20 protein-coding genes and 3 pseudogenes are annotated in these 20,824 nt (G+C 64.2%); 3 read left to right on the forward strand and 20 right to left on the reverse strand.

The window, feature by feature from the left end:
• Window positions 1-535: 535 nt before the first annotated feature.
• The 19 genes and pseudogenes from dhaK to ACVWY3_RS15875 all read right to left on the reverse strand — a co-directional run bounded on the left by dhaK (window position 536) and on the right by ACVWY3_RS15875 (window position 16,590).
• Window positions 536-1,525 carry a dihydroxyacetone kinase subunit DhaK gene (dhaK, locus tag ACVWY3_RS15785; RefSeq protein WP_456839261.1) on the reverse strand — a complete coding sequence of 330 codons (990 nt, stop codon included), beginning with the start codon at window positions 1,523-1,525 and terminating at the stop codon, window positions 536-538.
• A 38-nt stretch (window positions 1,526-1,563) separates the two neighbouring features.
• Complete coding sequence (locus ACVWY3_RS15790; RefSeq protein WP_456839262.1) at window positions 1,564-1,995, reverse strand: hypothetical protein; 432 nt, start codon at window positions 1,993-1,995, stop codon at window positions 1,564-1,566.
• On the reverse strand, window positions 1,992-3,617 hold the full coding sequence (ptsP, locus tag ACVWY3_RS15795) for a phosphoenolpyruvate--protein phosphotransferase (protein WP_456839263.1): 1,626 nt from the start codon (window positions 3,615-3,617) through the stop codon (window positions 1,992-1,994). The genes ACVWY3_RS15790 and ptsP overlap by 4 nt, the downstream gene beginning before the upstream one ends.
• A complete protein-coding gene (locus ACVWY3_RS15800) occupies window positions 3,595-3,909 on the reverse strand; it encodes an HPr family phosphocarrier protein (protein WP_051377959.1) in 315 nt (104 codons plus the stop codon). The genes ptsP and ACVWY3_RS15800 overlap by 23 nt, the downstream gene beginning before the upstream one ends.
• Entirely contained in the window at window positions 3,902-4,288 is a 387-nt protein-coding gene (dhaM, locus tag ACVWY3_RS15805) for a dihydroxyacetone kinase phosphoryl donor subunit DhaM (protein ID WP_027557143.1), read from the reverse strand. Before dhaM ends, ACVWY3_RS15800 begins: the two co-directional genes overlap by 8 nt.
• The gene (gene dhaL, locus ACVWY3_RS15810) at window positions 4,285-4,899 is read right to left on the reverse strand and encodes a dihydroxyacetone kinase subunit DhaL (protein ID WP_456839264.1); all 615 of its coding nucleotides are present in this window, start codon (window positions 4,897-4,899) and stop codon (window positions 4,285-4,287) included. Before dhaL ends, dhaM begins: the two co-directional genes overlap by 4 nt.
• Window positions 4,896-5,903, reverse strand: a complete 1,008-nt coding sequence (locus tag ACVWY3_RS15815; RefSeq protein ID WP_456839265.1) for an ABC transporter ATP-binding protein — start codon at window positions 5,901-5,903, stop codon at window positions 4,896-4,898. The genes dhaL and ACVWY3_RS15815 overlap by 4 nt, the downstream gene beginning before the upstream one ends.
• Window positions 5,896-6,993: an ABC transporter ATP-binding protein gene (locus ACVWY3_RS15820; protein WP_456839266.1), complete on the reverse strand. Its 1,098-nt coding sequence runs from the start codon at window positions 6,991-6,993 to the stop codon at window positions 5,896-5,898. The genes ACVWY3_RS15815 and ACVWY3_RS15820 overlap by 8 nt, the downstream gene beginning before the upstream one ends.
• Before the next feature lie 6 nt (window positions 6,994-6,999).
• The gene (locus ACVWY3_RS15825; RefSeq protein WP_456839267.1) at window positions 7,000-7,212 is read right to left on the reverse strand and encodes a hypothetical protein; all 213 of its coding nucleotides are present in this window, start codon (window positions 7,210-7,212) and stop codon (window positions 7,000-7,002) included.
• Complete coding sequence (locus ACVWY3_RS15830; RefSeq protein WP_456839268.1) at window positions 7,209-8,162, reverse strand: carbohydrate ABC transporter permease; 954 nt, start codon at window positions 8,160-8,162, stop codon at window positions 7,209-7,211. The genes ACVWY3_RS15825 and ACVWY3_RS15830 overlap by 4 nt, the downstream gene beginning before the upstream one ends.
• Window positions 8,159-9,118, reverse strand: coding sequence for a carbohydrate ABC transporter permease (locus tag ACVWY3_RS15835; protein WP_456839269.1), 960 nt, complete (start codon window positions 9,116-9,118; stop codon window positions 8,159-8,161). Before ACVWY3_RS15835 ends, ACVWY3_RS15830 begins: the two co-directional genes overlap by 4 nt.
• Before the next feature lie 101 nt (window positions 9,119-9,219).
• Window positions 9,220-10,554: an ABC transporter substrate-binding protein gene (locus ACVWY3_RS15840; protein ID WP_456839270.1), complete on the reverse strand. Its 1,335-nt coding sequence runs from the start codon at window positions 10,552-10,554 to the stop codon at window positions 9,220-9,222.
• A gap of 562 nt (window positions 10,555-11,116) precedes the next feature.
• Window positions 11,117-11,292: pseudogene (locus tag ACVWY3_RS15845) on the reverse strand (M20/M25/M40 family metallo-hydrolase); the annotation flags it as partial.
• Between the two features lie 45 nt (window positions 11,293-11,337).
• Window positions 11,338-11,523 (reverse strand): Rieske 2Fe-2S domain-containing protein, encoded by a 186-nt coding sequence (locus ACVWY3_RS15850; protein ID WP_456839271.1) that lies wholly within the window; start codon window positions 11,521-11,523, stop codon window positions 11,338-11,340.
• 287 nt (window positions 11,524-11,810) lie between these two features.
• Window positions 11,811-13,271: a dihydropyrimidinase gene (gene hydA / locus ACVWY3_RS15855; RefSeq protein WP_456839272.1), complete on the reverse strand. Its 1,461-nt coding sequence runs from the start codon at window positions 13,269-13,271 to the stop codon at window positions 11,811-11,813.
• A complete protein-coding gene (locus ACVWY3_RS15860; RefSeq protein WP_456839273.1) occupies window positions 13,232-13,963 on the reverse strand; it encodes a maleate cis-trans isomerase family protein in 732 nt (243 codons plus the stop codon). Before ACVWY3_RS15860 ends, hydA begins: the two co-directional genes overlap by 40 nt.
• Window positions 13,964-13,972: 9 nt before the next feature.
• Window positions 13,973-14,749 carry an ABC transporter ATP-binding protein gene (locus ACVWY3_RS15865; protein WP_456839274.1) on the reverse strand — a complete coding sequence of 259 codons (777 nt, stop codon included), beginning with the start codon at window positions 14,747-14,749 and terminating at the stop codon, window positions 13,973-13,975.
• A pseudogene (locus ACVWY3_RS15870) lies at window positions 14,749-15,602 on the reverse strand (ABC transporter permease). The gene ACVWY3_RS15865 and the pseudogene ACVWY3_RS15870 overlap by 1 nt, the downstream one beginning before the upstream one ends.
• Entirely contained in the window at window positions 15,586-16,590 is a 1,005-nt protein-coding gene (locus ACVWY3_RS15875; protein ID WP_456839275.1) for an ABC transporter substrate-binding protein, read from the reverse strand. The pseudogene ACVWY3_RS15870 and the gene ACVWY3_RS15875 overlap by 17 nt, the downstream one beginning before the upstream one ends.
• 201 nt (window positions 16,591-16,791) lie before the next feature.
• Between ACVWY3_RS15875 and ACVWY3_RS15880 the strand changes: the two genes are divergently transcribed.
• Window positions 16,792-17,499 (forward strand): GntR family transcriptional regulator, encoded by a 708-nt coding sequence (locus ACVWY3_RS15880; protein ID WP_456839276.1) that lies wholly within the window; start codon window positions 16,792-16,794, stop codon window positions 17,497-17,499.
• Window positions 17,500-17,501: 2 nt separating this feature from the next.
• The gene (locus ACVWY3_RS15885; protein ID WP_456839277.1) at window positions 17,502-18,251 is read left to right on the forward strand and encodes an aspartate/glutamate racemase family protein; all 750 of its coding nucleotides are present in this window, start codon (window positions 17,502-17,504) and stop codon (window positions 18,249-18,251) included.
• Here ACVWY3_RS15885 and ACVWY3_RS15890 read toward each other — a convergent pair whose 3' ends face one another.
• Complete coding sequence (locus ACVWY3_RS15890; protein WP_456839278.1) at window positions 18,252-19,631, reverse strand: amidase; 1,380 nt, start codon at window positions 19,629-19,631, stop codon at window positions 18,252-18,254.
• Window positions 19,632-19,719: 88 nt separating this feature from the next.
• Here ACVWY3_RS15890 and ACVWY3_RS15895 point away from each other — a divergent pair.
• Window positions 19,720-20,815, forward strand: a pseudogene (locus ACVWY3_RS15895) (ABC transporter ATP-binding protein).
• Window positions 20,816-20,824 lie beyond the last annotated feature (9 nt).

Genomic DNA, 20,824 nt, shown 5'->3' on the forward strand with positions numbered 1-20,824 from the left:
AGGTCGAGCGCTTGCAGCACAGCGTTTTGACCGCGGAGTTGATCACCTTGGTGAAGCAGGGGTCTCGCTGGAAGACAATTCCGGCCCCTGCAATAGACCATACCATCAAAGGCGCGAAATCGGACAAATCGTAACTTGGCGCGTAAAACTCGCAGGATTGGTAGCGGGGGAGCGACCCGAACCTTCGATACCATTTTATCCTCACCAGGATCAGCAGAACTAATCCGCGAGGCCATTAGCGCGACGGCCCGACGAATTGACAAGCTTGCGCTGCCTCATGAGTGGCCGCGCACATACGATCGAAAATTCCGTGACCGCAAATCGGCGTTTTGCGACTGGCACATCTGATGTACGACGGCCATCTGGCTACTCCGGCTGTACTCCGACGATGCGCTGGCGGATGCGCCGGCGAGCGCAACCTGTGCCAGCAAAAGTGTCGCTGCGGCACCACGATCATGCCGAGCGCGAGAGTCCCGAACATCTGCATCTCAGGCGTATCGCTTTGTCGTTCATTTTGATTCTTCGTTCCCGTCAATCAGATACCCCAGCGGAGCGCGGCGGTATGCACCGGCGCATCCCACAATTCCTTTGACCGGCTGTCCAACACGGAGACGGTGATCGAAGCACCAGCCATGTCGAGGGACGTCACGTAGGAACCGGTCAGAAAACGCGTAGCCGTGATTCCCGCTCCGTCCAGAATGCGCTTGGCGCTGTTGGTCATCAGATAGAGCTCGATCAGCGGCGTCGCGCCAAACCCGTTGATCAGAAGAAGCACTTCACTACCCTTGCTCGGCGCGAGATCCCCCAAGATCGCGTTGAGCATCTCGGCAGCAATCGCATCGGCAGAGCCCAGCGCCACCCTGCGGCGTCCCGGTTCGCCATGAATGCCGACACCCATCTCCATTTCGTTGTCAGCCAGGGTGAAGTTCGGCCGACCCGCCGCCGGAACGGTGCACGGCAGCAGCGCCACGCCCATCGAGCGGGTACGCCGGTTGATATCATCGCCCAACGTCTTGAGAGCGGCGAGCGGCATTCCCTTCTCGGCCGCGGCGCCGACCATCTTTTCCACGATGAGCGTGCCCGCGACGCCGCGGCGACCGGTCGTGTAAGTCGATTTCTCGACCGCGACGTCGTCATTGGTCACTACGCTCCCGACATCGCGTCCGGCCATCTCAGCGGCCATGGTGAAATTCATCACATCGCCTTCGTAATTCTTAACGATGAAGAGCACGCCAGCCCCGCTGTCGACGGCCTCCGCCGCCTCGATCATCTGATCCGGCGTCGGTGAGGTGAAGACCTGGCCCGGACAGGCGGCATCGAGCATGCCATGGCCGACGAAGCCCGCATGAAGCGGTTCATGGCCGGAGCCCCCGCCCGAGATCAGCGCGACCTTGCCCGGCGTGAGCGTACGGCGGCGCACAAACTTCCGCTCGGCGCCGAGCAGCAGAATGTCAGCATGTGCGACCGCTAACCCGTCGAGACTCTCTTCGAGCACCGTGTCGGCGCTGTTGATCAGTTTTTTCATTGCGTCCTCCCGGTTATCTTTCTTGCATTTCGAATTCGTCAGCCGATGCTTTCGGCGTAGCGCGCGAGCTGAGCAGCGAAGTCGACGATGAGCTGCTCCAGCGCACGATTTTTCTTATCGTCGCCCAGATCGGGCACCGTCACTGTCACGACGCGCGTGCGCACCTCACGATGGGCGCCGCGCAGCCGTCCCGGATGCGCACGGCCATAGGCTTCGAGGAACGCCGCCCGCTCGGTACCGGAGAGATGGCAGACCTCGAAGATGATCGCGACATGCTTGGCCGGAATCGGCACCAGATAGGCAGGGTTGGTGATCTGACTGACGAATGACCGGTTCTTGCCGAGCGCCGCCGCAAGCTTCAAGCGCGTCCCGGATGGCCGGTTGTCGAGCGCCCGTCGCAGGATGAGCTTGTAATCCGCAACATTGCTGTCGCCCGGCCGGCTTGTGTCTTCGCCTGCGTCTTCACTCATGCGGTCACCCCGGCAATGGCGGCCTTGAGCCGCGCCACCGCAATCGGCGAGACCGACAGAGTCGTCAAGCCTGTCGCCAGCAGCGCCTTCGTCAAACGCGTGTCCGCCGCGGCATCGCCGCAGAGCGAGACTTCGACGCCCCGCTTGCGCCCGGCCTCGACCGTTCGCGCGATCAGCGCGAGCACCGCTGGATGGCCGGCATCGTTGAGGTCGGCGACCGCGCCGATATCGCGTGCCGCTGCCATTGTGTATTGGGTCAAGTCGTTCGACCCGATCGAGTAGAACGCCGCGCCGAACTCCTCTGCGCATAACGCTGCGGATGGGACCTCGACCATGATGCCGAGCGGCGGCCGGGCACAAGCGATGCCCTCTGCGCTGAGGGCCGCAAATTCAACGTCCAGCATGGCATTGGCCCGGTCGAGCTCCGAAGGGATAGCGACCATCGGCAGCATCACCTTCAGCGCCCCATGCACGGCCGCCCGGCACAGCGCCCGCAACTGCACGCGAAACACCTCCGGCCGCACCAGCGAGAGCCGGATCCCGCGCAAGCCCAGGAATGGATTGCGCTCACCATCGACGGTCACGCCAGGGATAGGCTTATCGCCGCCGGCATCGAGGGTGCGGATCGTCACGAGCCGTCCTGCGGCCCACTCGAGGATACGGCGATAGACGGCGTATTGCGCGTCCTCGCCGGGCAGGCCCCTCGATCCTTCAAACAGAAACTCGGTGCGCACGAGGCCGATGCCGTCGCAGATTGCGGGGTCGAGACCCGCAAGGTCTTCGGGTGCGGCGACATTGAGAAGGACGGCGATGCGCCTTCCATCGGCCGTCAGCGCCGGCTTGAGGCGGCCCGCGTCGGCGGCGATCTGCGCGGCACGCGCCGCCGCCATGCGCTGCTCGAACTGGCGGCGCGTTTCCGGCTTGGGATCAAAGATCACGCTGCCGGTATCGCCGTCGACCAGTGCCAATGACGGCGGCTGTCCGCTCCACGGTAGTGGACCTAGTCCAACCACCATGGGGGCGCCGCGCGACCGGGCGAGCATCGCAACGTGCGACGACGACGATCCGCCGGCGAGCGCAATGGCACCGCCGCGGGTCCAGTCCACGGCGAGGAACGTCGACGGCGAAATATCGTCACCCGTGACGACGGAATCTCCGGAGATTTTTGCGATTGTGTTTGCGCCGTTCAGCCCTGCGAGCACGCGATCGCGAATGTCGACGAGGTCGGCGGCACGGGCGCGGAAATACTCCTCATCCGCCGCGCGGTAGCCGGCGATCTCCGCGTCGAGTGCTGCGCGCCAGGCCTCGTCGGCAGCCGTACCGCCCGCAACAGCCTCGTAAGCCCCCTCCGCGAGCGCATCGTCACCGAGCATTGCGACCTGGAATTCCAGGATTTCCGCGGCCTCGCCATGGACCGTCGCGATCAGTTCGGCAAGCTCGGCTGCGGCCCCCTCGATCGCTGCCTTCAGCGCTGCGGCCTCCTGCGCGGGATCGCCCTTCGTCACCCTGCTCGCCACGGCACTCGTCAACACGGCGACCGGGCCGATGGCGAGGCCTGGCGAGGCGGGATGGCCGGTGAGGTGAATCTCGCCCACGATTCTACGCCTCGCCAAAACCGTCATGCACCAGTGCCAGCATGGCCGCGAGCGCCGCCTCGCCATCAGGGCCGGCAATGCGGAAATGCAGCGTTGCACCCTGCGGCGCTTTCACACGCATCACTTTCACCGGACTCTTGGCGTCGGTCCAGGGCCCCTCGGCTGCAAGCGCAATTTCGATCTTGGCGACAAAGCCTTTCGCGCATTGCGTGAGCTTCACCGATGGCCGCGCGTGCAGGCCGACCGGATTGACGAGGACCGCCGAAGCGGTCAGCGGCACAAACGTCTGGGCCGCCCGGTTGGCGTTGGCATCATGCATAGAATTCCTCCGCACTGCGCTTAACGGCGGCAAGCGATGAGCCGCCCGAAGATTCGGTCGCAGCGATGACGGCCCCCTCGACCACCGGGGCATTACAGACCAACACGCGCGCGCGCCGGTCTTCCGGGAGCATCTCGACCGCCATCTCCGAATTGGTCTCCGCACCGCCGAGATCGACGAGGATCGCAACCCCCGCCGGTGACCAGGCCGTCTCGATCGCCTCGAGGATTCCGGCAACATTCGTACCTAGGCCGCCATCGACATCGCCACCGGTCCAGGCCAGCGGCACTGCGTCACCGACCATCTGGCGCACCATATCGGCCGCGCCTTCGGCGATCTTCGGCGAATGCGACACGATGACAATTCCGACGTTGCTCATGTTTTGGCCTCGAACTCCAATGTCTCAACTGCTGCGCCGATCAGAAGGGACACGGAGCGCGAGCCCGGGTCCATATGGCCGATGGAACGTTCGCCAAGAAACGACGCACGGCCGCGAATGGCCTGCATAGGCGTGGTGCGATCGGCCGCTTGCACAGCCTCGGCCACGATTGCCTTGGCATCACCGCCTCCCGCAAGAACCGCGTGCACCGGCACCAGGACATCCAGCAGCGTCTTCTGTCCTGCCTCCGAACGGCCACGCGCCTTGACGGCCTCGATTGCCTTCTCCGTCGCAGCGACCAGATCGGCTCGGCTCGGCTGCTCCGGAAGGGTCTTGCCCAGTTCCATGAAGAAAGTTCCGACCAACGGCCCCGATGCACCGCCGACCTTCATGACCAATGTCATTCCGATCGCCTTCAGCATTTCGGGGAGCGACTTCTCGGCAAGGCCCGGCAATGCGGCGAGCACAGCTTCGAAACCGCGCTTCATGTTGAGGCCGTGATCCCCATCGCCAATCGCCTGGTCGAGGCTCGTCAACTCGTCCGCATGCTCGATCACGGACGCTGCCATCGCTTGCACCAATCTTTCCCTGGCCACGCGATCAAGGCTCATGCCGCTACCCTCCAGCCATTCGCATCGAAAAACAGCGGTTTATTCAAACGGAGCGAGACGACGTCTCCGGCCCCAAAACCCGTCTCGGGATCTGCCAGGGTCACAACCGGCCGGCCGGCGAGATCGAGATGAAGGTGACTCTGATCGCCGAGGTGCTCGACCCGCTTGACGGTTGCCGATATGTCGCCGCCGCCGCGGGCAATCGTCAGGTGCTCGGTCCGCGCGCCAATCGTCTCGACGCCGGCGGGCACGCCGCCGAACAGGGCCGCCGGCAGCAAATTGATCACCGGCTGGCCCAGCCTTGCTGCGACATGCGCGTTGATCGGGCTCTCGTAGATCTCGCGCGGCGTGCCGATCTGCATCAGCCGCCCGCCTTCGATCACGCCGATGCGCGACGCCATGGTCATTGCCTCGGTCTGATCGTGGGTGACATAGAGGATCGTCGCGCCAAGATCGACCTGGATCCGCTTGAGCTCGAGGCGGAGCTCGCCGCGAAGCTTGGCATCCAGCGAAGAGAGCGGCTCGTCCATCAGATAGATCGAGGGCGAGCGGACCAGCGCCCGACCGATCGCGACCCGCTGCATCTGGCCGCCCGACAGCTGCGTTGCCTTGTTGTCCAGCTTGGTTTCGATATGAAGAAGGCGTGCAACCTCCCGCACCTTCGTGCGGATGTCCGCTTCCGGCACCCGCCGAGTCGGCGCGCGCAGAGCGAAGGCCATGTTCTCGAACACGGTCAGGTGCGGATACAGCGAATATTGCTGGAAGACGAACGCAACATCGCGGTCCGCCGGCGCATCGCCGGTCACGCTGCGCCCGTCGACGCGGATCGAGCCAGAATCCGGTTGCTCCAATCCGGCGATCAAGCGCAATGCGGTGGTCTTCCCGGCGCCCGTCGGGCCGAGCAATGCGACGAACTCGCCGTCCCCGACGGTCAGCGATAGATCGCTCAAGGCTTGCGTCTTGCCAAAGGCCTTGGAGACGGAGACGATCTCGACCTCAGCCATGCGCGCCTCCTTCATGCAGCGCAGTGCGTATAGCCCGGCCGGATGCCTTGTCGAAGATCGACAGCGTATCGGGCCGGAAGTCGAGCCCGACCGTCTCACCGGTCCGGAAGGATCTGCTACTGGGCGAGCGGGCCTTGAGCGCACCGTAATGCGTCGTTACCGTCACGATCTGCGTCGTGCCCAGATATTCCGTGCCATAGACCTCTCCGCGCACCATGCCGCGATCGGTGAAGCGCACATGCTCGGGCCGCACCCCGAGCACCAGCTCGCTTTCCGCCATCGCCTCGCGCGCGGCAGGAATTGCAACGTCACGCTCGCCGAGCCGGATGGCCTCTGCACCGCTCTGCAGGCCGCCGCGGAACGGCAGGAAGTTCATCGGCGGCGAGCCGATGAAGTCGGCGACGAACAGCGAAGCGGGCCGGTCATAGATGTCGCGCGGGCTCGCCACCTGCTCGACGACGCCGTTGTTCATCACCGCGATCCTGTCGGCCATCGCCATGGCCTCCAGCTGGTCATGAGTGACATAAACGGTCGTCGCGCCCAGCCGGTCATGCAGGGCCCGCAATTCATGAATCATGGCGTCCCGCATCTCGGTATCGAGCGCGCCGAGCGGCTCGTCCATTAGAAAACACTTTGGCTTGCGCACGATCGCCCGCCCCAGCGCAACACGCTGCCGGTCGCCGCCGGCAAGGCCGGAGACGGAGCGGTCGAGCAGATGCGAGATCCTCAGGATGCGCGCAGCCTCGACGACCCGCCGATCACGCTCGGCCGCGCCGATGCCCTCGCATTTCAGGGGAAAGCCGATGTTGCGCCGGACATTCATGTGCGGATAGAGCGCGAAGAGCTGGAACACGAAGGCAATGTCGCGCGCCGACGCGCGGTTCATCGTCACGTCCTCGCCATCGAGCCGGATCGTGCCCGCCGTCGGCAGCTCCAGGCCGGCGATCATGCGGAGCGTCGTGGTCTTGCCGCAGCCGGACGGTCCGAGCAAGCAAAGGAACTGGCCGTGCTCCACGGTGAAACTGGCGGACTTGACCGCATGGAAGGTACCAAAGGATTTGTCGAGCGCCTCGACCTTGATCTGTGCCATCGCGCGCTACTCCGGGACCTTGGACACGATGGTGAACATCACCGTGCCGAACAGGGTCGTCGCAAACGACCAGGAATACAGTGTCAGAGACAATGGCTGCATCAGCATCACCACGCCGGCGGCGATGACCGTCGTCGCGATGGCTTCGAGCGGGCCGCGGCGCAGAAGGCGATCCGCAAGACGGCGCCGCGCAATGGATGGGGTGGCGTCGATACTCATTTGCGGACAGCTCCAAAAGTGATGCCGCGCAGCAGATGCTTGCGAAGCAAGACCGTGAACACCACGATTGGCACCAGAAACAGAGTCGTGCCGGCGGCCACTGCCGGCCAGTCTTGCCCACCCTCGCCGATGATGATCGGAATGAATGGCGGCGCCGTCTGTGCATTACCCGAGGTGAGAAGCACCGCGAAAGCGTATTCGTTCCAGGCGAAGATCAGGCAGAAGATTGCGGTTGCCGCGATTCCCGTGGTGGCCTGCGGCAGCACCACCTTCACGAACGCCTGGAAGCGGGTGTATCCGTCGATCATCGCGGCCTCTTCGTACTCACGCGGGATTTCGTCGATGAACCCCTTGAGCAGCCAGACGGCCAGCGAGACATTGACCGAGGTGTAGAGCAGGATCATCCCGAGCCTGGTGTCGGACAAGCCGATGGTGCGGTACATCAGATAGATCGGGATCGCGACCGCGATCGGCGGCATCATCCGGGTCGACAGGATGAAGAACAGCAGGTCATCTTTCAGCGGCACGCGGAACCGGGAGAAGCCGTAGGCCGAGAGGGTACCCAAAGCCACGGCGAGCACGGTCGAACCAAACGCAATGATCAACGAATTGACGAACCGCGGCACATAGTTCGAGGGGCCGGCGACGACCATGTTGCGGCTGCGGGCGATGTCATCGCACAGCCCTTGCGGCGGCCCCAGCGAACGGATGAATTCCGGCGTCTGGCGCGAGCGGGTCGTGAACAGGTTGCAGAAGCCTTCCAGCGACGGCTTGAAAATCACCTTCGGCGGATAGGAGATCGCATCGTCAGGCGACTTGAATGCGGTGAGCATGATCCAGACCAGCGGGATCATGGTGATGATGGCGTAGAGCACGACGAGCGAGCCGGCAAATCGCCGCGTCGTGGCCGACGGCTCGACGACTGAATGGGCCGTGGTGGCTGATGTCATCGGCTTTTCACCTTGTTCAGCGCCTTTACATAGATGTTGGCGAGTCCGAAGACCGTCACGAACAGGATGATCGCGAAGGCCGAGGAATAGCCGGTGCGCCAGCTCTCGAACGCCGCCCGCTTGAGCGTGATCGAGGCGACTTCCGTGGTCGATCCCGGCCCGCCGCCGGTAAGCAGGTTGACCATGTCGAACATCTTGAAATTCTCGATGCCGCGGAAAAGCACGGCCAGCATGATGAACGGCAGCGCCATCGGCAGCGTGATCGACCAGAACTGCCGCCATTTGGACGCGCGATCGACCTCGGCCGCCTCGTAGATGTAGTCGGGAATCGAGCGCAGGCCGGCGAGACAAATCAGCATCACATACGGCGTCCACATCCACGCATCGACGATGACGATGGCCCAGGGGCTCAGCGTGACGTCGCCCAGCATCTGGAAGGACGAGGCTGCGCGGCCGGTGAAGAAGGCGACGACGTAATTGAACAGGCCGATCTGGGGCTGGTATAGGAACGTCCAGAAATTGCCAACGACGGCCGGCGAGAGCATCATCGGCAGCAGGATGATCGTGGTCCACATGCCGTGGCCGCGGAATTTCTTGTCGATGAGGTAGGCCAGGCCGAATCCGAGGACGGTCTCGATCACCACCGTCCAGATCACGAAATGCGCGGTCACCTGCATTGCCGCCCAGATGTCAGGATCGGTCAGGATCGACTGGTACCAGTCAGCGCCCAGCCAGATCGTCGGCACATTGGCCCTGTTCGCTCGGTAGTTCGTGAACGACAGATAGATCGTCCAGAGCAGCGGGAAGATATTGATCGCCAGCAGCAGCACGATCGTCGGCGTGATGAAGAGCCAGGCGAGCGTCCTGTCCGACAGGCCCTGGATGCGGCGCGCCACGCCCGGCCGGACCATGACGGCCCGATAGGTGATCCGCGAAGAGGCACTCAATTCGTTCATTGCGTGAACCGATCCTGGCACTCGGCGTCGACACTGCGACGAATTCCGGTCATCTCGAAGGAAGCCCGGAGCGCGAGCACACGCGCTCCGGGCAGCTTGCATCAGAACTTCTTGCCTTCTTCCTTGAAGATCGCCTTCCAGTCCTTCACCAGACCGTCGAGCGCTTCCTGAGCGGTGCCCTTGTCGGCAACCACGTAGTCATGCACGCGCTTCTGCTCGGCTTGCAGCAGCTGGGCGTAGGAGGGCTCGGCCCAGAAGTCGACGACCATTCCCATCGACTGCAGGAACTCCTTGGCAAAAGGCGCACTGTTCGGGAAGCTTGGGTCGTTCAGCACGGACTTGGCGCAGGAATAGCCGCCGAGCGCCCACCACTTCTTCTGGACGTCGCCGCCGGAGAACCACTTGATGTATTGCAGCGCCTCGGCCTGGTTCTTGGAGTAGGAGACCACCGAGATGCCTTGTCCGCCGAGCTGCGTCGCCTGTGCGGCGGGACCGGCCGGATTGACGAAGAAACCGATCTTGTCGCCGCCAACATTCGGATCTTTGTAGAGGCCCGGGAAAAACGCGAAGAAATTCATCTGCAGCGCGACCTGGCCGGACTTGAAGGCATCAAGTCCTTCCGACATGTAGGAGTTTGAGGCGCCGGGCGGCGTGCAGCACTTGTAAAGCTCCTTGTAGGCCTCGAGCCCCTTCACCGCGCTGGCCGAGTTCACGAACCCATCCATCGCATAGGGCTTCTTCGGATCGTCGTATTTGAAGCCGTAATCGTAGAGATAGTTCGAGACGCCCATGGTAATGCCTTCCGAGCCGCGCTCGGTATAGATCGAGGCGCCGTAGACCTTTTTGCCGTCGATCTCGCGCCCCTGGAAGAATTGCGCGATGTCCTTGAGTTCATCGAGCGTCTTCGGTACGCCGATCTCGCGGCCGTACTTGGCCTTGAAGTCCTTCTGCACTTCCGGCCGCGCGAACCAGTCCTTGCGATAGGTCCAGCCCACCGCATCGCCCATCGCCGGCAGCGCCCAGTAATTCGGCGTGTTCTTCGGCCACTCGGAATAGCCGACCACCGTGGCCGGCATGTAGTCGTCCATGCTGATTCCTTCCTTCTTGAAGAAATCGTTGAGCTTGACGTACTGGCCGTTCTCCGCGGCGCCGCCGATCCATTGTGAATCGCCGATGATGAGGTCGCACAGCGAGCCATGCGAATTGAGTTCGTTCAGGAATCGATCGGCGTAATTGGTCCACGGCACGAATTCGAACTTCATACCGATACCCGATTGGGCGGTGAAGTCCTTCGACAATTCGACCAGCGCGTTGGCAGGATCCCATGCGGCCCAGCACAGCGTGATGGTCTTGCCTTGCGCCTGCGCGGGCGTGGTACCCGCTCCGACGCCGAACGCGGCGACAACAGCCCCGCATGTCACTACAAGCGTCTTCATCGTTCGTTTCATTGCACGTTCCCTCCGAGTGCGCCGGCCATCGACATGGCGCGGCTTTCCTACCCGCTCGAATGCTTCGAGCAGAGCGACACAGTCCAAGACGAGCTGAACAACTAAACTGGCGTTTCCTCGCGCCACCCGGATTCTATAGGCCCGGCAGGCTCGATTTGTTTAGTAATGCACGATTTACTAAACATTGCAAGTGCAGTTTGGCTGGTCGTCCGCTCGGCCGATTGCAATTTTCGCGTCACGAGCTGATCGCCGTTGCAGACAAGCCGGATTGAGGGAGCAAGGGCGATCACCAGATCCAGGTGATGATAGTGAGCATGATTGCTTTAGATGAACGGCGTCGATCAGCGAGCAACTTGCTGGAGTAAACGCTTGACTTGGGTGTGTCTGCGCTACGTCCAACCGTTGCGTCGCCGTCGGTAAGGTCGGCGGCGCAGGACGCCGATGTGGCGCCGCCCGCAGCCCCGTCGGTCGCGACGATGGTGACGGCCGCGCCGAGACAGGCCATCGCCTCGCGGGTCGTCCCGAGGAGCCACATCCTGCATCGGCGTCCTCACGCCTCGATGGCAGGCGCGAAGGCGAGTTCGCGCAGCAGCTGTGCCAGCACGGCGGTGCCGGCCGCGACATGATCGGGTTCACCCATTCATGCTCGGCATGGCTCGCGCCGTCGCGGCACGGGATGAAGATCATCGCAGCCGGGCAGACGTTGGCCAGATGACGGGCATCGTGACCGGTCGTTGAGGCGCTTCAATCCAGATTTGAACGCCCTTGACCTTAGCCCGATAGAGCCGCAGCGTGGGGTCGGGCAGCCCGCAGTGATGGCGCCGTCGCACAGGTCGAATGACGCCGCTGGTGCGGGCAGCGCAGCCGCCCCGCCGTCAGTTGCCCAAGACCGAGATCGGCCTGGTCGTGCGGACAGGCGCGGTCGCAGGCGACGACGTCGCCGTCGTTCCAGATCACGAGCAGATCGCGCCCGGCGACGCGAACAATCCTCTCTCCTGGGTGACTTGGGCCTCCGCGCTGCAGGGGCGGTCTCGATCAACCTGCTCGGCGGTGCCGACCTGAGCCGGCTGTTCGGCATCGGGGTTTCAGGACCGGTCTATTTCGCGCTGGGCAAGTCGCGACATCGCCCTCCTCGATCGTCGCGAGCAGCGCAGGCAGGTAGCGCAAAATCATGGAGTACGTGCTGCGCTCCACACCGGGCAACGTCCAATGGGGGTCTCTCCGGATCGACGAGCTGCGCCTGGTCAGATCAGGCTCGACTTGCCGCGGCTCAGCACCTCGCCTGCGCCTTTGTCGCCGACGATCTCGCCCCGGTCGTACACGAGCCGGCCGCGGGCAATGGTGGTGACGGGCCAACCGATGACATCAAAGCCTTCCCAGGGCGTATAGTCCGCGCCGTGGTGCAGATCGGCCTGCTGAATCTTCTTCTTCAGCTTGGGGTCCCACAGCACGATATCGGCATCGAAGCCGACGCCGATCGAGCCCTTGCGGGGATAGAGGCCGTAGATCCTTGCGTGGTTGGTCGCCGTCAGCTCGACGAATTTTTGCAGGGTGATGCGTCCCTTCGAGACGCCTTCGGAAAACAGGATCGGCAGCCGCGTCTCGACGCCGGGAATGCCGTTCGGCACCCAGCGGAACGAGGTGCGGGCGTTCGGCGTCAGCTTGCCCTTGGGGTCATCGTAACGGAACGGGCAGTGATCGGACGAGAAGGTCTGGAACACGCCTGACGTGATGCCCTCCCATATCGCCTGCTGGCTCTCGACATCGCGCGGCGGCGGCGAGCAGACATATTTCGCGCCCGTGATGTCCATGTTCAGGCCCTTCATGTCGTCGGCCGTGAGCGTGATGTATTGGGGGCAGGTCTCGGCATGAACAGGCAAGCCGCGCTGCTGGGCCCAGCGCACCTGCTCCATCGCCTCGCGCCCGGAGACGTGCACGATCATGATGGGAACGCCGATCACCTCGGCATGGCTGATGGCGCGATGTGTCGCCTCGCGCTCGACGGCCTGGGGCCGCGAAGTGCCGTGATAGTAGGGCGCGATGTGGCCCTCGCGCTCGAGCTTGCTGGTGAGGAAGCGAATGGCGTCGTAGCCTTCGCAATGAACCATGACCAGCGCCTCCTCGCGGCGCGCAACCTCGAACACCTCGAGCAGCTGCTCGTCGCTGAGCACGAGGTCGTCATAGGTCATGAACACCTTGAACGAGGTGTAGCCGTCCTTGACGAGGGCCGGCAGCTCCTGGCCGAGCACGACTGCGGTCGGATCGGAAATGATGAGGTGGAAGGCGGTGTCGATGTAGCACTCGCCCTCGGCGAGCTTGCGATAATTCTCGACGCAGGTGCGTAGCGAGGTGCCTTTCTCCTGCAGCGCGAAGGGCAGCACCATGGTGTTGCCCCCCGCCGCTGCCGCGCGCGTCGCCGAGGCGAAGTCGTCGGCCATCACCACGTCGGGGCCTGAAGCTTGCAAGATGTGGACGTGGCTGTCGATGCCGCCTGGCAGCGCCAGCAGCCCCGTCGCATCGATCTCGCGGGCCGCGCCCTCGATGCGGTCGCAGATGCTGACGATGCGGCCGTCGCGAATGCCGATATCGGCGCGAAACTCGTCGCTGGCCGTCACGATGGTGCCGCCGCGAATGGCGAGATCGAGTTGCGTCACATGGATCTCCGTCACTTTATGACTGGCACCGTCTGAAAAATCCGGCCCCATTGCTCAAGGACCGTGTTGTCGCCGCCGGCAAGGCCAAGGGTTCGCCACAGCGTGACTGCGACCGAGTCGAGCACCGCGATGTTCAATTCCCGTTCGAGCGAGGCTGCAAGCGCGGCGCCGTCGAGATTGGTGCAGAGGATCACGACGGCATCGGCGCCTTCCGACGCAACGGCGCGGATCATGTCCGCGATCGTCGCCTCCGCGACCTCGCCGAAGGAAAAATTGTCGCGCAATCCGAGGTGCCGCTCGGCAAACGGGACGACCCCGTCCTCGCTCCAGACGTCGCCGATTCGGCGCTGCACGTCATCGGTATAGGGCGTGACAAGGCCGACACGTTCGGCGCCGAGCGCGCGGGCGGCATCGATGCAGGCGAGCGTCGACGTCGTCGCGGGCTTGCCGGTGCGCCCCGTGATGGCTTCGCACAGGCTCCTGTCCCGGCCAATGCCGAGCCAACTCGCGGCGGTGCCGTTCCAGGCGATCGCGTGAACCCTGGCGTCGGCCAGCAGATCCGCCGCGGGCAACATCACCGAGGCATCGAACTGGCTCAGTGCCTCGGCATCGAGCGCGATCTCGGTGACGCGGAAACGCGAGAAATGCGCCGTGACGCCAGGGACGCCGGCGAGCATGGCACTGGTGACGGGCTCCAGCACCGAATTGGAGGACGGCGTGATCATGCCGAGACGCTTGCGCATGGCGTTACCTTACGACGCCTGCGCAAGGCGCGTCGACTCCTCCCGGATCAAAGCCAGGATGTGGCGCTTTGCGTCGTTGAATTCGGGGCTCGTGATGTCGCGCGGGCGCGGCAGGTCAAAATTGACGGCCTCGCGGATCCGGCCCGGCCGCCTGGTCATCACCACGATCTTGTTGCCGAGCACAAGCGCTTCGTCAACGCTGTGGGTGACGAACACGATGGTGCAGCGGCGCTTCTGCCAGATCGCGACCAGCTCCTCCTGCATTTCGAGCTTGGTCTGAGCGTCCAGCGCCGCAAACGGCTCGTCCATCAGGATCACGCTCGGGTTCATAAGCAACGCCCGCGCGATGCCGACGCGCTGGTTCATCCCACCGGACATTTCGGAAGGGTGATGATGCTCGAAGCCGCGAAGGCCCACGAGATCGATGAACTCCATGGCGCGGTCGTGCCGTTCGGCCTTGGCGAGGCCCTTGAGCTTGAGATGGAAGGCGATGTTGTCGATCGCGGTCAGCCACGGCATCAGGGTCGGCTGCTGGAACACCACGCCGCGGTCCGAGCCGGGCCGCTCCACCTGCTTGCCGTCGACCAGCGTACGGCCGGAGGTCGCCTGCTCGAAGCCCGCGATGATGTTCAGGAGTGTCGACTTGCCGCAGCCGGACGGGCCGAGCAGACAGACGAAATCATTGGCCTCGATGTCGAGGTTGATGTTGTCCAGCGTCAAGAGGTCACGGCCGCGCCGCTTGTCGGAAAACACTTTTACGATGCTGCGAAGCTCGATCGCCGCCATCAGCTCGCCCTACCCTGCACTGTGGTTGTCTGTTGCCAGCGCAGCGTGCGCGCCATGATCGCCTTGAGACCGAGGTCGGAGAGATAGCCGAGCAGCCCGATCGAAATCATCGCGGCAAGCACGATGTCGTAGCGCAAGAAGAGTAGTAGGAATCCCACAGCACATAGCCGAGGCCGCTCTTGACCGCGACCATCTCGGCCGTGACCGTCAGCATCCAGGCCGAACCGACGGCGATGCGCAGGCCGGCAAAGATCGAGGGCAGCGCCGCCGGCAGCACGATGTCGGTCAGCATCTGCCGTCCGTTCGCGCCCATCATCGCGCCGGCGCGGACGAGATTATGGTCCACGGTCTTCACGCCATGGATGCTGTTCATCAGCACCGGAAAGAAGGCGCCGAGGAAGACGAGGAAGATCGCAGGCTTGTCGGCAATGCCGAACCAGATGATGGCCAGCGGAATCCAGGACACCGGCGGGATCGGACGCAGCATCTGCAGCGTCGGCTCCAGCGTCTTCTCGAACAGACGCGACCAGCCAATCGCGACGCCGGCGAGAATGCCGAGCAGGCTTGCCAGCGCAAAGCCGCCGAACACGCGCAAGGCGCTTGCGAGCGCATCGCGCAGCCAGTGGCCGGAATAGGTTTGCGTGGTCTCGTCGAAGCCGAACACCCAGTCGCCGAGCGCGTGCAGCACCGCGCTAGGCGCCGGCAAGAGTGCCGGCGGCAGCATGCCGCTGCGGGCGAAGGCTTCCCAGCCCGCAATCAGCAGCACGGGGACGATGAGGCGTTCGAGCCCCTGCAACGCCCGCGTCAACCGAAACGCCGGCCTTGCGGGCGAAACGTCAGTAACCGAGGTCATTCTTGGCCTTTCCCGTGGCCTTCTCCAGGAACGAATAATCCATGTTCTTCTCTGCTTCCGCGGAGACGTCCTTCGAGATGTATTTGAGATCGCGCATCATCGCGGCGATCGCGAGCGTCTGCGAACGATGGATCGCAGGATCTGGCGTGGCGTTGTTGAGCGCCTCGGTTGCCACCTCCTTGTCGAGACCGGTGAGCTTGTTGATGACCTCGATCCATGGTCCTTTGTCGGCGATCAGCTTGTTGTCGAGCTCGACCACAGCGCCGACGACGCCCTGCACCCCCGCGCGCTGGCTGGCGATCACATCGGAACGGGTGACGATCAGATTGGTCAGATTGCCGGCGGCCTGGTCATACGGCAACACGAAATGCTTTCCGGCGCCAGCAAAGCGGATTTGCGAGGCGAACGGCTCGACCGAACAGATCATATCGACCTCGCCGCGCTGGAGCGCTGCGAGATGATCGGACGGATTGGGGATGTTGATGAACTGGATGTCCTTGTTTAGATCGACGCCCTGTTTGAGAAACGCGCCGCGCATGTGAATGTCCTGCGCATTGCCGCGGGAGGCCGCGACCTTCAGCGGCTGCCCGTCGCTCTTCGCCTTCGTAACGGTCGCCTTGAACGTGGCCCAGTCCTCGGGCGGCAGGTTCAGCTTGGCGGAGGAGAGGCATTCCGAGCCGCCGTTGATCTGGCCGGAGACGGCGACGACGTCAAAGCCCTTGTCGAGCGCTGTGATGTAATGGAGGTAAGTGACCTGCGCGACGTCGATGCTCTTTGACACCAGCGCAGTGAGCACGTCATTGCCGGAGTTGAAGCCGGTCGCCTCGACCTCGACCCCTTTGGCCATGTCTGGAATCAGCGACATCGGCAGGCAGTGCGCGCATTTGGCGTAGCCGAGTTTGATCTTCGCGGTCTGCGCCATGGCGAGATCGTCACCGCCGAACATCGCCGCCATCACCACGAGGCCCAGTCGCAAACTCGTCCGCATCGCCAACTCCGTTTCGGAAAAGCGCGAGGGCTCGCGCATCGTGCGGTGATCATCCGTCGGCTTTCGCGGCAGTGCAATCCGATTTTTGCATGCTGCATACAATTTGCGCGCTATGCCATTGTTTTCAGCTACATGCGTCGGTATTTTGGGCAAGCCAAGGGGCCGGAAACGGCTAGGATGAACTGAAGCAACGAGGCGCGCGTGCAGCAGAAGTCGGACACCCCGAAGGGACGAAAGTCGCCCAAACTCAAGCGGATGGGCCTGCATGAGCGCGCCGCCGCGCGGATGCGGACGATGATCATTCGCGGCGAGCTCCCCCCGGGATCGCAGACCCAGGAAACAAAACTGTCGAAGGAGCTCGGCGTGTCGCGCACCCCGCTGCGCGAAGCGATGAAGGTGCTCGCGGCCGAAGGACTGATCGAGCTGCGCCCCAACCGCAGCCCACGGATCGCCGACATCGCGGTCGAGGATATCTCCGAACTATTTGAGGCCCTCGCTGGCATCGAGCGGCTCGCGGCAGAGCTTGCCGCGGAGCGCGGCACCGAACGCGATCTCGCCCGCCTGCGCACCTTGCAGACCCGGATGGAAGGACATCATCGCAACGGCAAGCTTGACGAGTATTTCGCCATCAATGGCGAGATCCACAACACCATCGTCCGCATGGCCCGCAACACGCCGTTGCGCGAGGCACACGAGACGCTGATCTCCCGCGCCGAGCGCGCGCGCTATCTCGCATTGGGCGCCGACAAGCGCTGGAGCAATTCGGTCGACGAGCACGCCAATATTCTCGCCGCGCTTGAAGCGCGGGACAGCGAGACCGCGGGCCGCCTGCTCGGCGCCCATGTCCGCCAGACCGGCACCGCCCTGCTCGAGACACTCGCGCCCAAGCCCAAGCTGACGGCGGCCTGACCATGAAGCTGCTGCTGCTCAACCCCAACACCAGCACCGCGGTGACGCAATTGATGACCGAGGTCGGGCAGCGCGCGGCCGCGCCCGGCACCGAGATCATTCCCTTTACGGCGACCCGCGGTGTGCCCTATATCGCAACCCGCACCGAAGCGCAGATCGGTGGGGCCATTGCACTGGAGATGCTGGCCGAGCAGCACACCAAGGTCGATGCCGCGATCATTGCCGCGTTCGGCGATCCTGGCCTGTTCGCCGCACGCGAGACTTTCGACATTCCCGTGGTCGGCATGGCTGAAGCCGCAATGCTGACTGCCTGCATGGCCGGACGGCGCTTTGGCATTGTCACCTTCGCCCAGGCACTCGGGCCATGGTACGAAGAGTGCGTCCGCGACCACGGGCTGCGCGAGCGCTGCGCCGGCATCCGCATGCTCGATACGCCGTTCAAGGCGATTTCGGAGGTCGGGACCGAAAAGGAGGATCTGCTGGTCGACCTCGCGCAACGCGCCATCGTCGAAGACGAGGCTGATGTCCTGATCTTCGCAGGCGCGCCACTCTCGGGCCTTGCCGAACGCGTCGCCGACCGGATCCCCGTCCCCGTCGTCGACCAAGTCGTTGCCGCCGTGAAGCAGGCCGAGGCGCTCCATGCACTGCGGCTGCGCAAGGCCACCGCAGGCACGTACCGCCGGCCCGCCGCCAAACCGACGATTGGCCTTGCCGAGGCGCTTGCCGCCCGGCTCGAGCATCGCGACAGCTGATCAGAGAGGCGGCCGACCGTGCGAAAAGCCCAATTCGTTCTCGATGGCACGGCCGAATGCAAACAAGCGGGATTCGCTCCCCGGCGGCGCGATGATCTGGATTCCGAAAGGCAGCTCGCTCTCCCCTCGCCGCGCCGGCAAGGTAAGGACCGGAAAGCCGACCAGCGACACGATGAAGGTGACGGCGAGATAATCGATGGGCGTCTCCAGTGCCGTGCCGTCGATCGCGGTGACGTCGCCGATCTCGTTCGGCCAGGGCAAGACCGACGCCGCCGGCGCGACCAGGAAATCGAAGCCGGTGAACAGCTCGCGAAAGCTGCGGTAGATTGCAGTGCGACGGCGTTCGGCGTTGAGATAATCCTCGGCCGTCAGGCTTGTACCCGCCTCGATATTCCAGATCACGGTGGGCGTGAGCTCGGCGCGGCGGGTTCTCAGCAGCTCGCCATAGCTGTTGGCAATATGCGCGGCGCGCAGCGTGCGGAAGGTTTCGATCGCACCACCGCAGTCTGGCGAAGACGGCACGACATCGGCAACGCCCGCGAGCATGTCGCAGGCCGCGGCGAGGCGCGCACGCACCTCGCGCGACACCGGCGCGACGCCGAAATCGGGCGTGACTGCGATCCGCGGACGCCCTGTGAGCGGCCGATCTTCACAGGCGACGCAGATCGAGAGCGGATCGTTGGCGTCGCCTCCCCCACAGACCGACAGCGCCAGTTCGAGATCGTCAACGCCGCGGGCGAGGAAACCGTGGATGGCCAGCATGTCCCAGCCGAGCGGACGGCGCGGCGACGGGATGCGACCGGGCGTAGGCCGGATCGAGGCGACGTCGCAGAAGCTGGCGGGGGTGCGCACCGAGCCGCCGAAATCGGTGCCGTGCGCGAGCGGCACCATACCGGCAGCAACTGCGACGGCGGAGCCGCCGGACGATCCGCCGGAGGTCAGCGCGGGATCGACCGGATTGCGCGTCGGCCCGCACAATTTGTTGGTGCAGACCGCGCCGAAGCCGAATTCTGGCGTGTTGGTCTTGCCCAGTATAACTGCACCGGCGCGTCGCAGCCGCGCAACGACGAGATCGTCCTCGGCAGGAACGTGATCGCGAAACAGAACCGATCCGTAGGTGGTCACAAGCCCCGCAGTGTCGGTGAGGTCCTTGATCGCGATGGGCACGCCATGCAGCGGCCCGACCGGTGCGCACGCACCGTCACAACTGTTCGCGGCGCGGCGGGCGCTTTCGGCATCAACGGTCACGAATGCCGCCAATTGCGGATCCCGGTCAGCGATCCTCGCCAGATGCGCCTCGATGGCGTCGCGCGAAGACAGCTCGCCCTTCGCAATCGCGCGCGCAAGAGTTGTGGCCGAGAGTTCGCAAATCGATGTCATCACCCCACAATGCCAAACCTCGCATCGAAACGCGAGCATGACGGGCACGAGACTTGCTTTCTCCTTTGCGGCAACGGGAGGCAACACCATGGCTGAAGCGCAAGGCGGACGGTCACTCGTCGTCGACGCGGTCACCCACCGCTATCCGAGCGGCGCGCTTGCGGTCGAGGACATCAATCTCGACATCAAGGGGGGCGAGATCATCGCGCTGCTCGGCCCGTCCGGCTGCGGCAAGACCACGCTGCTCCGCATCATTGCCGGGCTTTATCGCGCAGACGCAGGGGCGGATCATCATTGGCGACGACATCGTCGACGCGCTGCCGCCGAACAAACGCGCCGTCGGTATCGTGTTCCAGAACTACGCGCTCTTCCCGCACCTCTCGATCAGCGAGAATGTCGCCTACGGTCTCGCCGCGCGCGGCGTCGACAAGACATCGCGCCTGCGCGAGGCGCAGCGCCTGCTCGAGCTGGTGCAATTGCCGACCATGGCGGAGCGTCTGCCAAGACAACTCTCCGGCGGCCAGCAGCAGCGCGTTGCCCTTGCCCGCGCGCTCGCGATCAAGCCGTCGATCCTGCTGCTGGACGAGCCCTTTGCCGCGCTGGACAAGAATCTACGTCTGGACATGCAGATCGAGGTGAAGCGGCTGCAGCGCGTGTCCGGCATCACCACGCTGATCGTGACCCACGACCAGGAGGAGGCGCTGTCGATGGCCGACCGCGTCGCGGTGCTGAGCCACGGCAAGCTCGAGCAGTTCGGCACGCCGTCCGACGTCTACGACCGGCCGCAGACCCTGTTCGTGAACACCTTTGTCGGCTCGACCAACCGCATGCCCGGCGTCGTGGTCTCGGCCGACCGCACAGCTGCAAAGGTGCGCCTCGATGCCGGGGCGGAGATCATCGCACGGCCGGCAGCAGGCGCCCTCACCGAAGGCGGGCGCGTCACCGTCTGTATCCGGCCCGAGCATCTGCAATTCGTCGGCGACGAGGCCGGCTTTGCCGGCGTGGTCGGCATGTCCCTACCGCTCGGCGCCACCGTCGTGCACGAGGTCACGATCGCCGACGGCTCCGGCGTCAAGGTGTCCCAGGCGCGCATCGGCGAGACGCGCGCACTGGAGAATGGCGCTGCGGTGCGCCTCGCGCCGCTCGCCCCATCGCTCGCCAATGCTTTTCCCGCAACGCTTTAGATCCAGTCT

The sequence above is a fragment of the Bradyrhizobium sp. USDA 4486 genome, assembly GCF_054057995.1.

What these genes read in the sequence shown, in the direction of transcription:
- ptsP (WP_456839263.1), bottom strand. Translation starts at nt 3,617, where the DNA reads ATGACGGTTTTGGCGAGGCGTAGAATCGTGGGCGAGATTCACCTCACC.
- ACVWY3_RS15800 (WP_051377959.1), bottom strand. Translation starts at nt 3,909, where the DNA reads ATGCATGATGCCAACGCCAACCGGGCGGCCCAGACGTTTGTGCCGCTG.
- ACVWY3_RS15860 (WP_456839273.1), bottom strand. Translation starts at nt 13,963, where the DNA reads ATGCGCAAGCGTCTCGGCATGATCACGCCGTCCTCCAATTCGGTGCTG.
- dhaM (WP_027557143.1), bottom strand. Translation starts at nt 4,288, where the DNA reads ATGAGCAACGTCGGAATTGTCATCGTGTCGCATTCGCCGAAGATCGCC.
- ACVWY3_RS15835 (WP_456839269.1), bottom strand. Translation starts at nt 9,118, where the DNA reads ATGAACGAATTGAGTGCCTCTTCGCGGATCACCTATCGGGCCGTCATG.
- ACVWY3_RS15885 (WP_456839277.1), top strand. Translation starts at nt 17,502, where the DNA reads ATGAAGCTGCTGCTGCTCAACCCCAACACCAGCACCGCGGTGACGCAA.
- dhaK (WP_456839261.1), bottom strand. Translation starts at nt 1,525, where the DNA reads ATGAAAAAACTGATCAACAGCGCCGACACGGTGCTCGAAGAGAGTCTC.
- hydA (WP_456839272.1), bottom strand. Translation starts at nt 13,271, where the DNA reads ATGGGGCCGGATTTTTCAGACGGTGCCAGTCATAAAGTGACGGAGATC.
- ACVWY3_RS15815 (WP_456839265.1), bottom strand. Translation starts at nt 5,903, where the DNA reads ATGGCTGAGGTCGAGATCGTCTCCGTCTCCAAGGCCTTTGGCAAGACG.
- ACVWY3_RS15840 (WP_456839270.1), bottom strand. Translation starts at nt 10,554, where the DNA reads ATGAAGACGCTTGTAGTGACATGCGGGGCTGTTGTCGCCGCGTTCGGC.
- ACVWY3_RS15875 (WP_456839275.1), bottom strand. Translation starts at nt 16,590, where the DNA reads ATGCGGACGAGTTTGCGACTGGGCCTCGTGGTGATGGCGGCGATGTTC.
- dhaL (WP_456839264.1), bottom strand. Translation starts at nt 4,899, where the DNA reads ATGAGCCTTGATCGCGTGGCCAGGGAAAGATTGGTGCAAGCGATGGCA.
- ACVWY3_RS15825 (WP_456839267.1), bottom strand. Translation starts at nt 7,212, where the DNA reads ATGAGTATCGACGCCACCCCATCCATTGCGCGGCGCCGTCTTGCGGAT.
- ACVWY3_RS15890 (WP_456839278.1), bottom strand. Translation starts at nt 19,631, where the DNA reads ATGACATCGATTTGCGAACTCTCGGCCACAACTCTTGCGCGCGCGATT.
- ACVWY3_RS15790 (WP_456839262.1), bottom strand. Translation starts at nt 1,995, where the DNA reads ATGAGTGAAGACGCAGGCGAAGACACAAGCCGGCCGGGCGACAGCAAT.
- ACVWY3_RS15830 (WP_456839268.1), bottom strand. Translation starts at nt 8,162, where the DNA reads ATGACATCAGCCACCACGGCCCATTCAGTCGTCGAGCCGTCGGCCACG.
- ACVWY3_RS15820 (WP_456839266.1), bottom strand. Translation starts at nt 6,993, where the DNA reads ATGGCACAGATCAAGGTCGAGGCGCTCGACAAATCCTTTGGTACCTTC.
- ACVWY3_RS15865 (WP_456839274.1), bottom strand. Translation starts at nt 14,749, where the DNA reads ATGGCGGCGATCGAGCTTCGCAGCATCGTAAAAGTGTTTTCCGACAAG.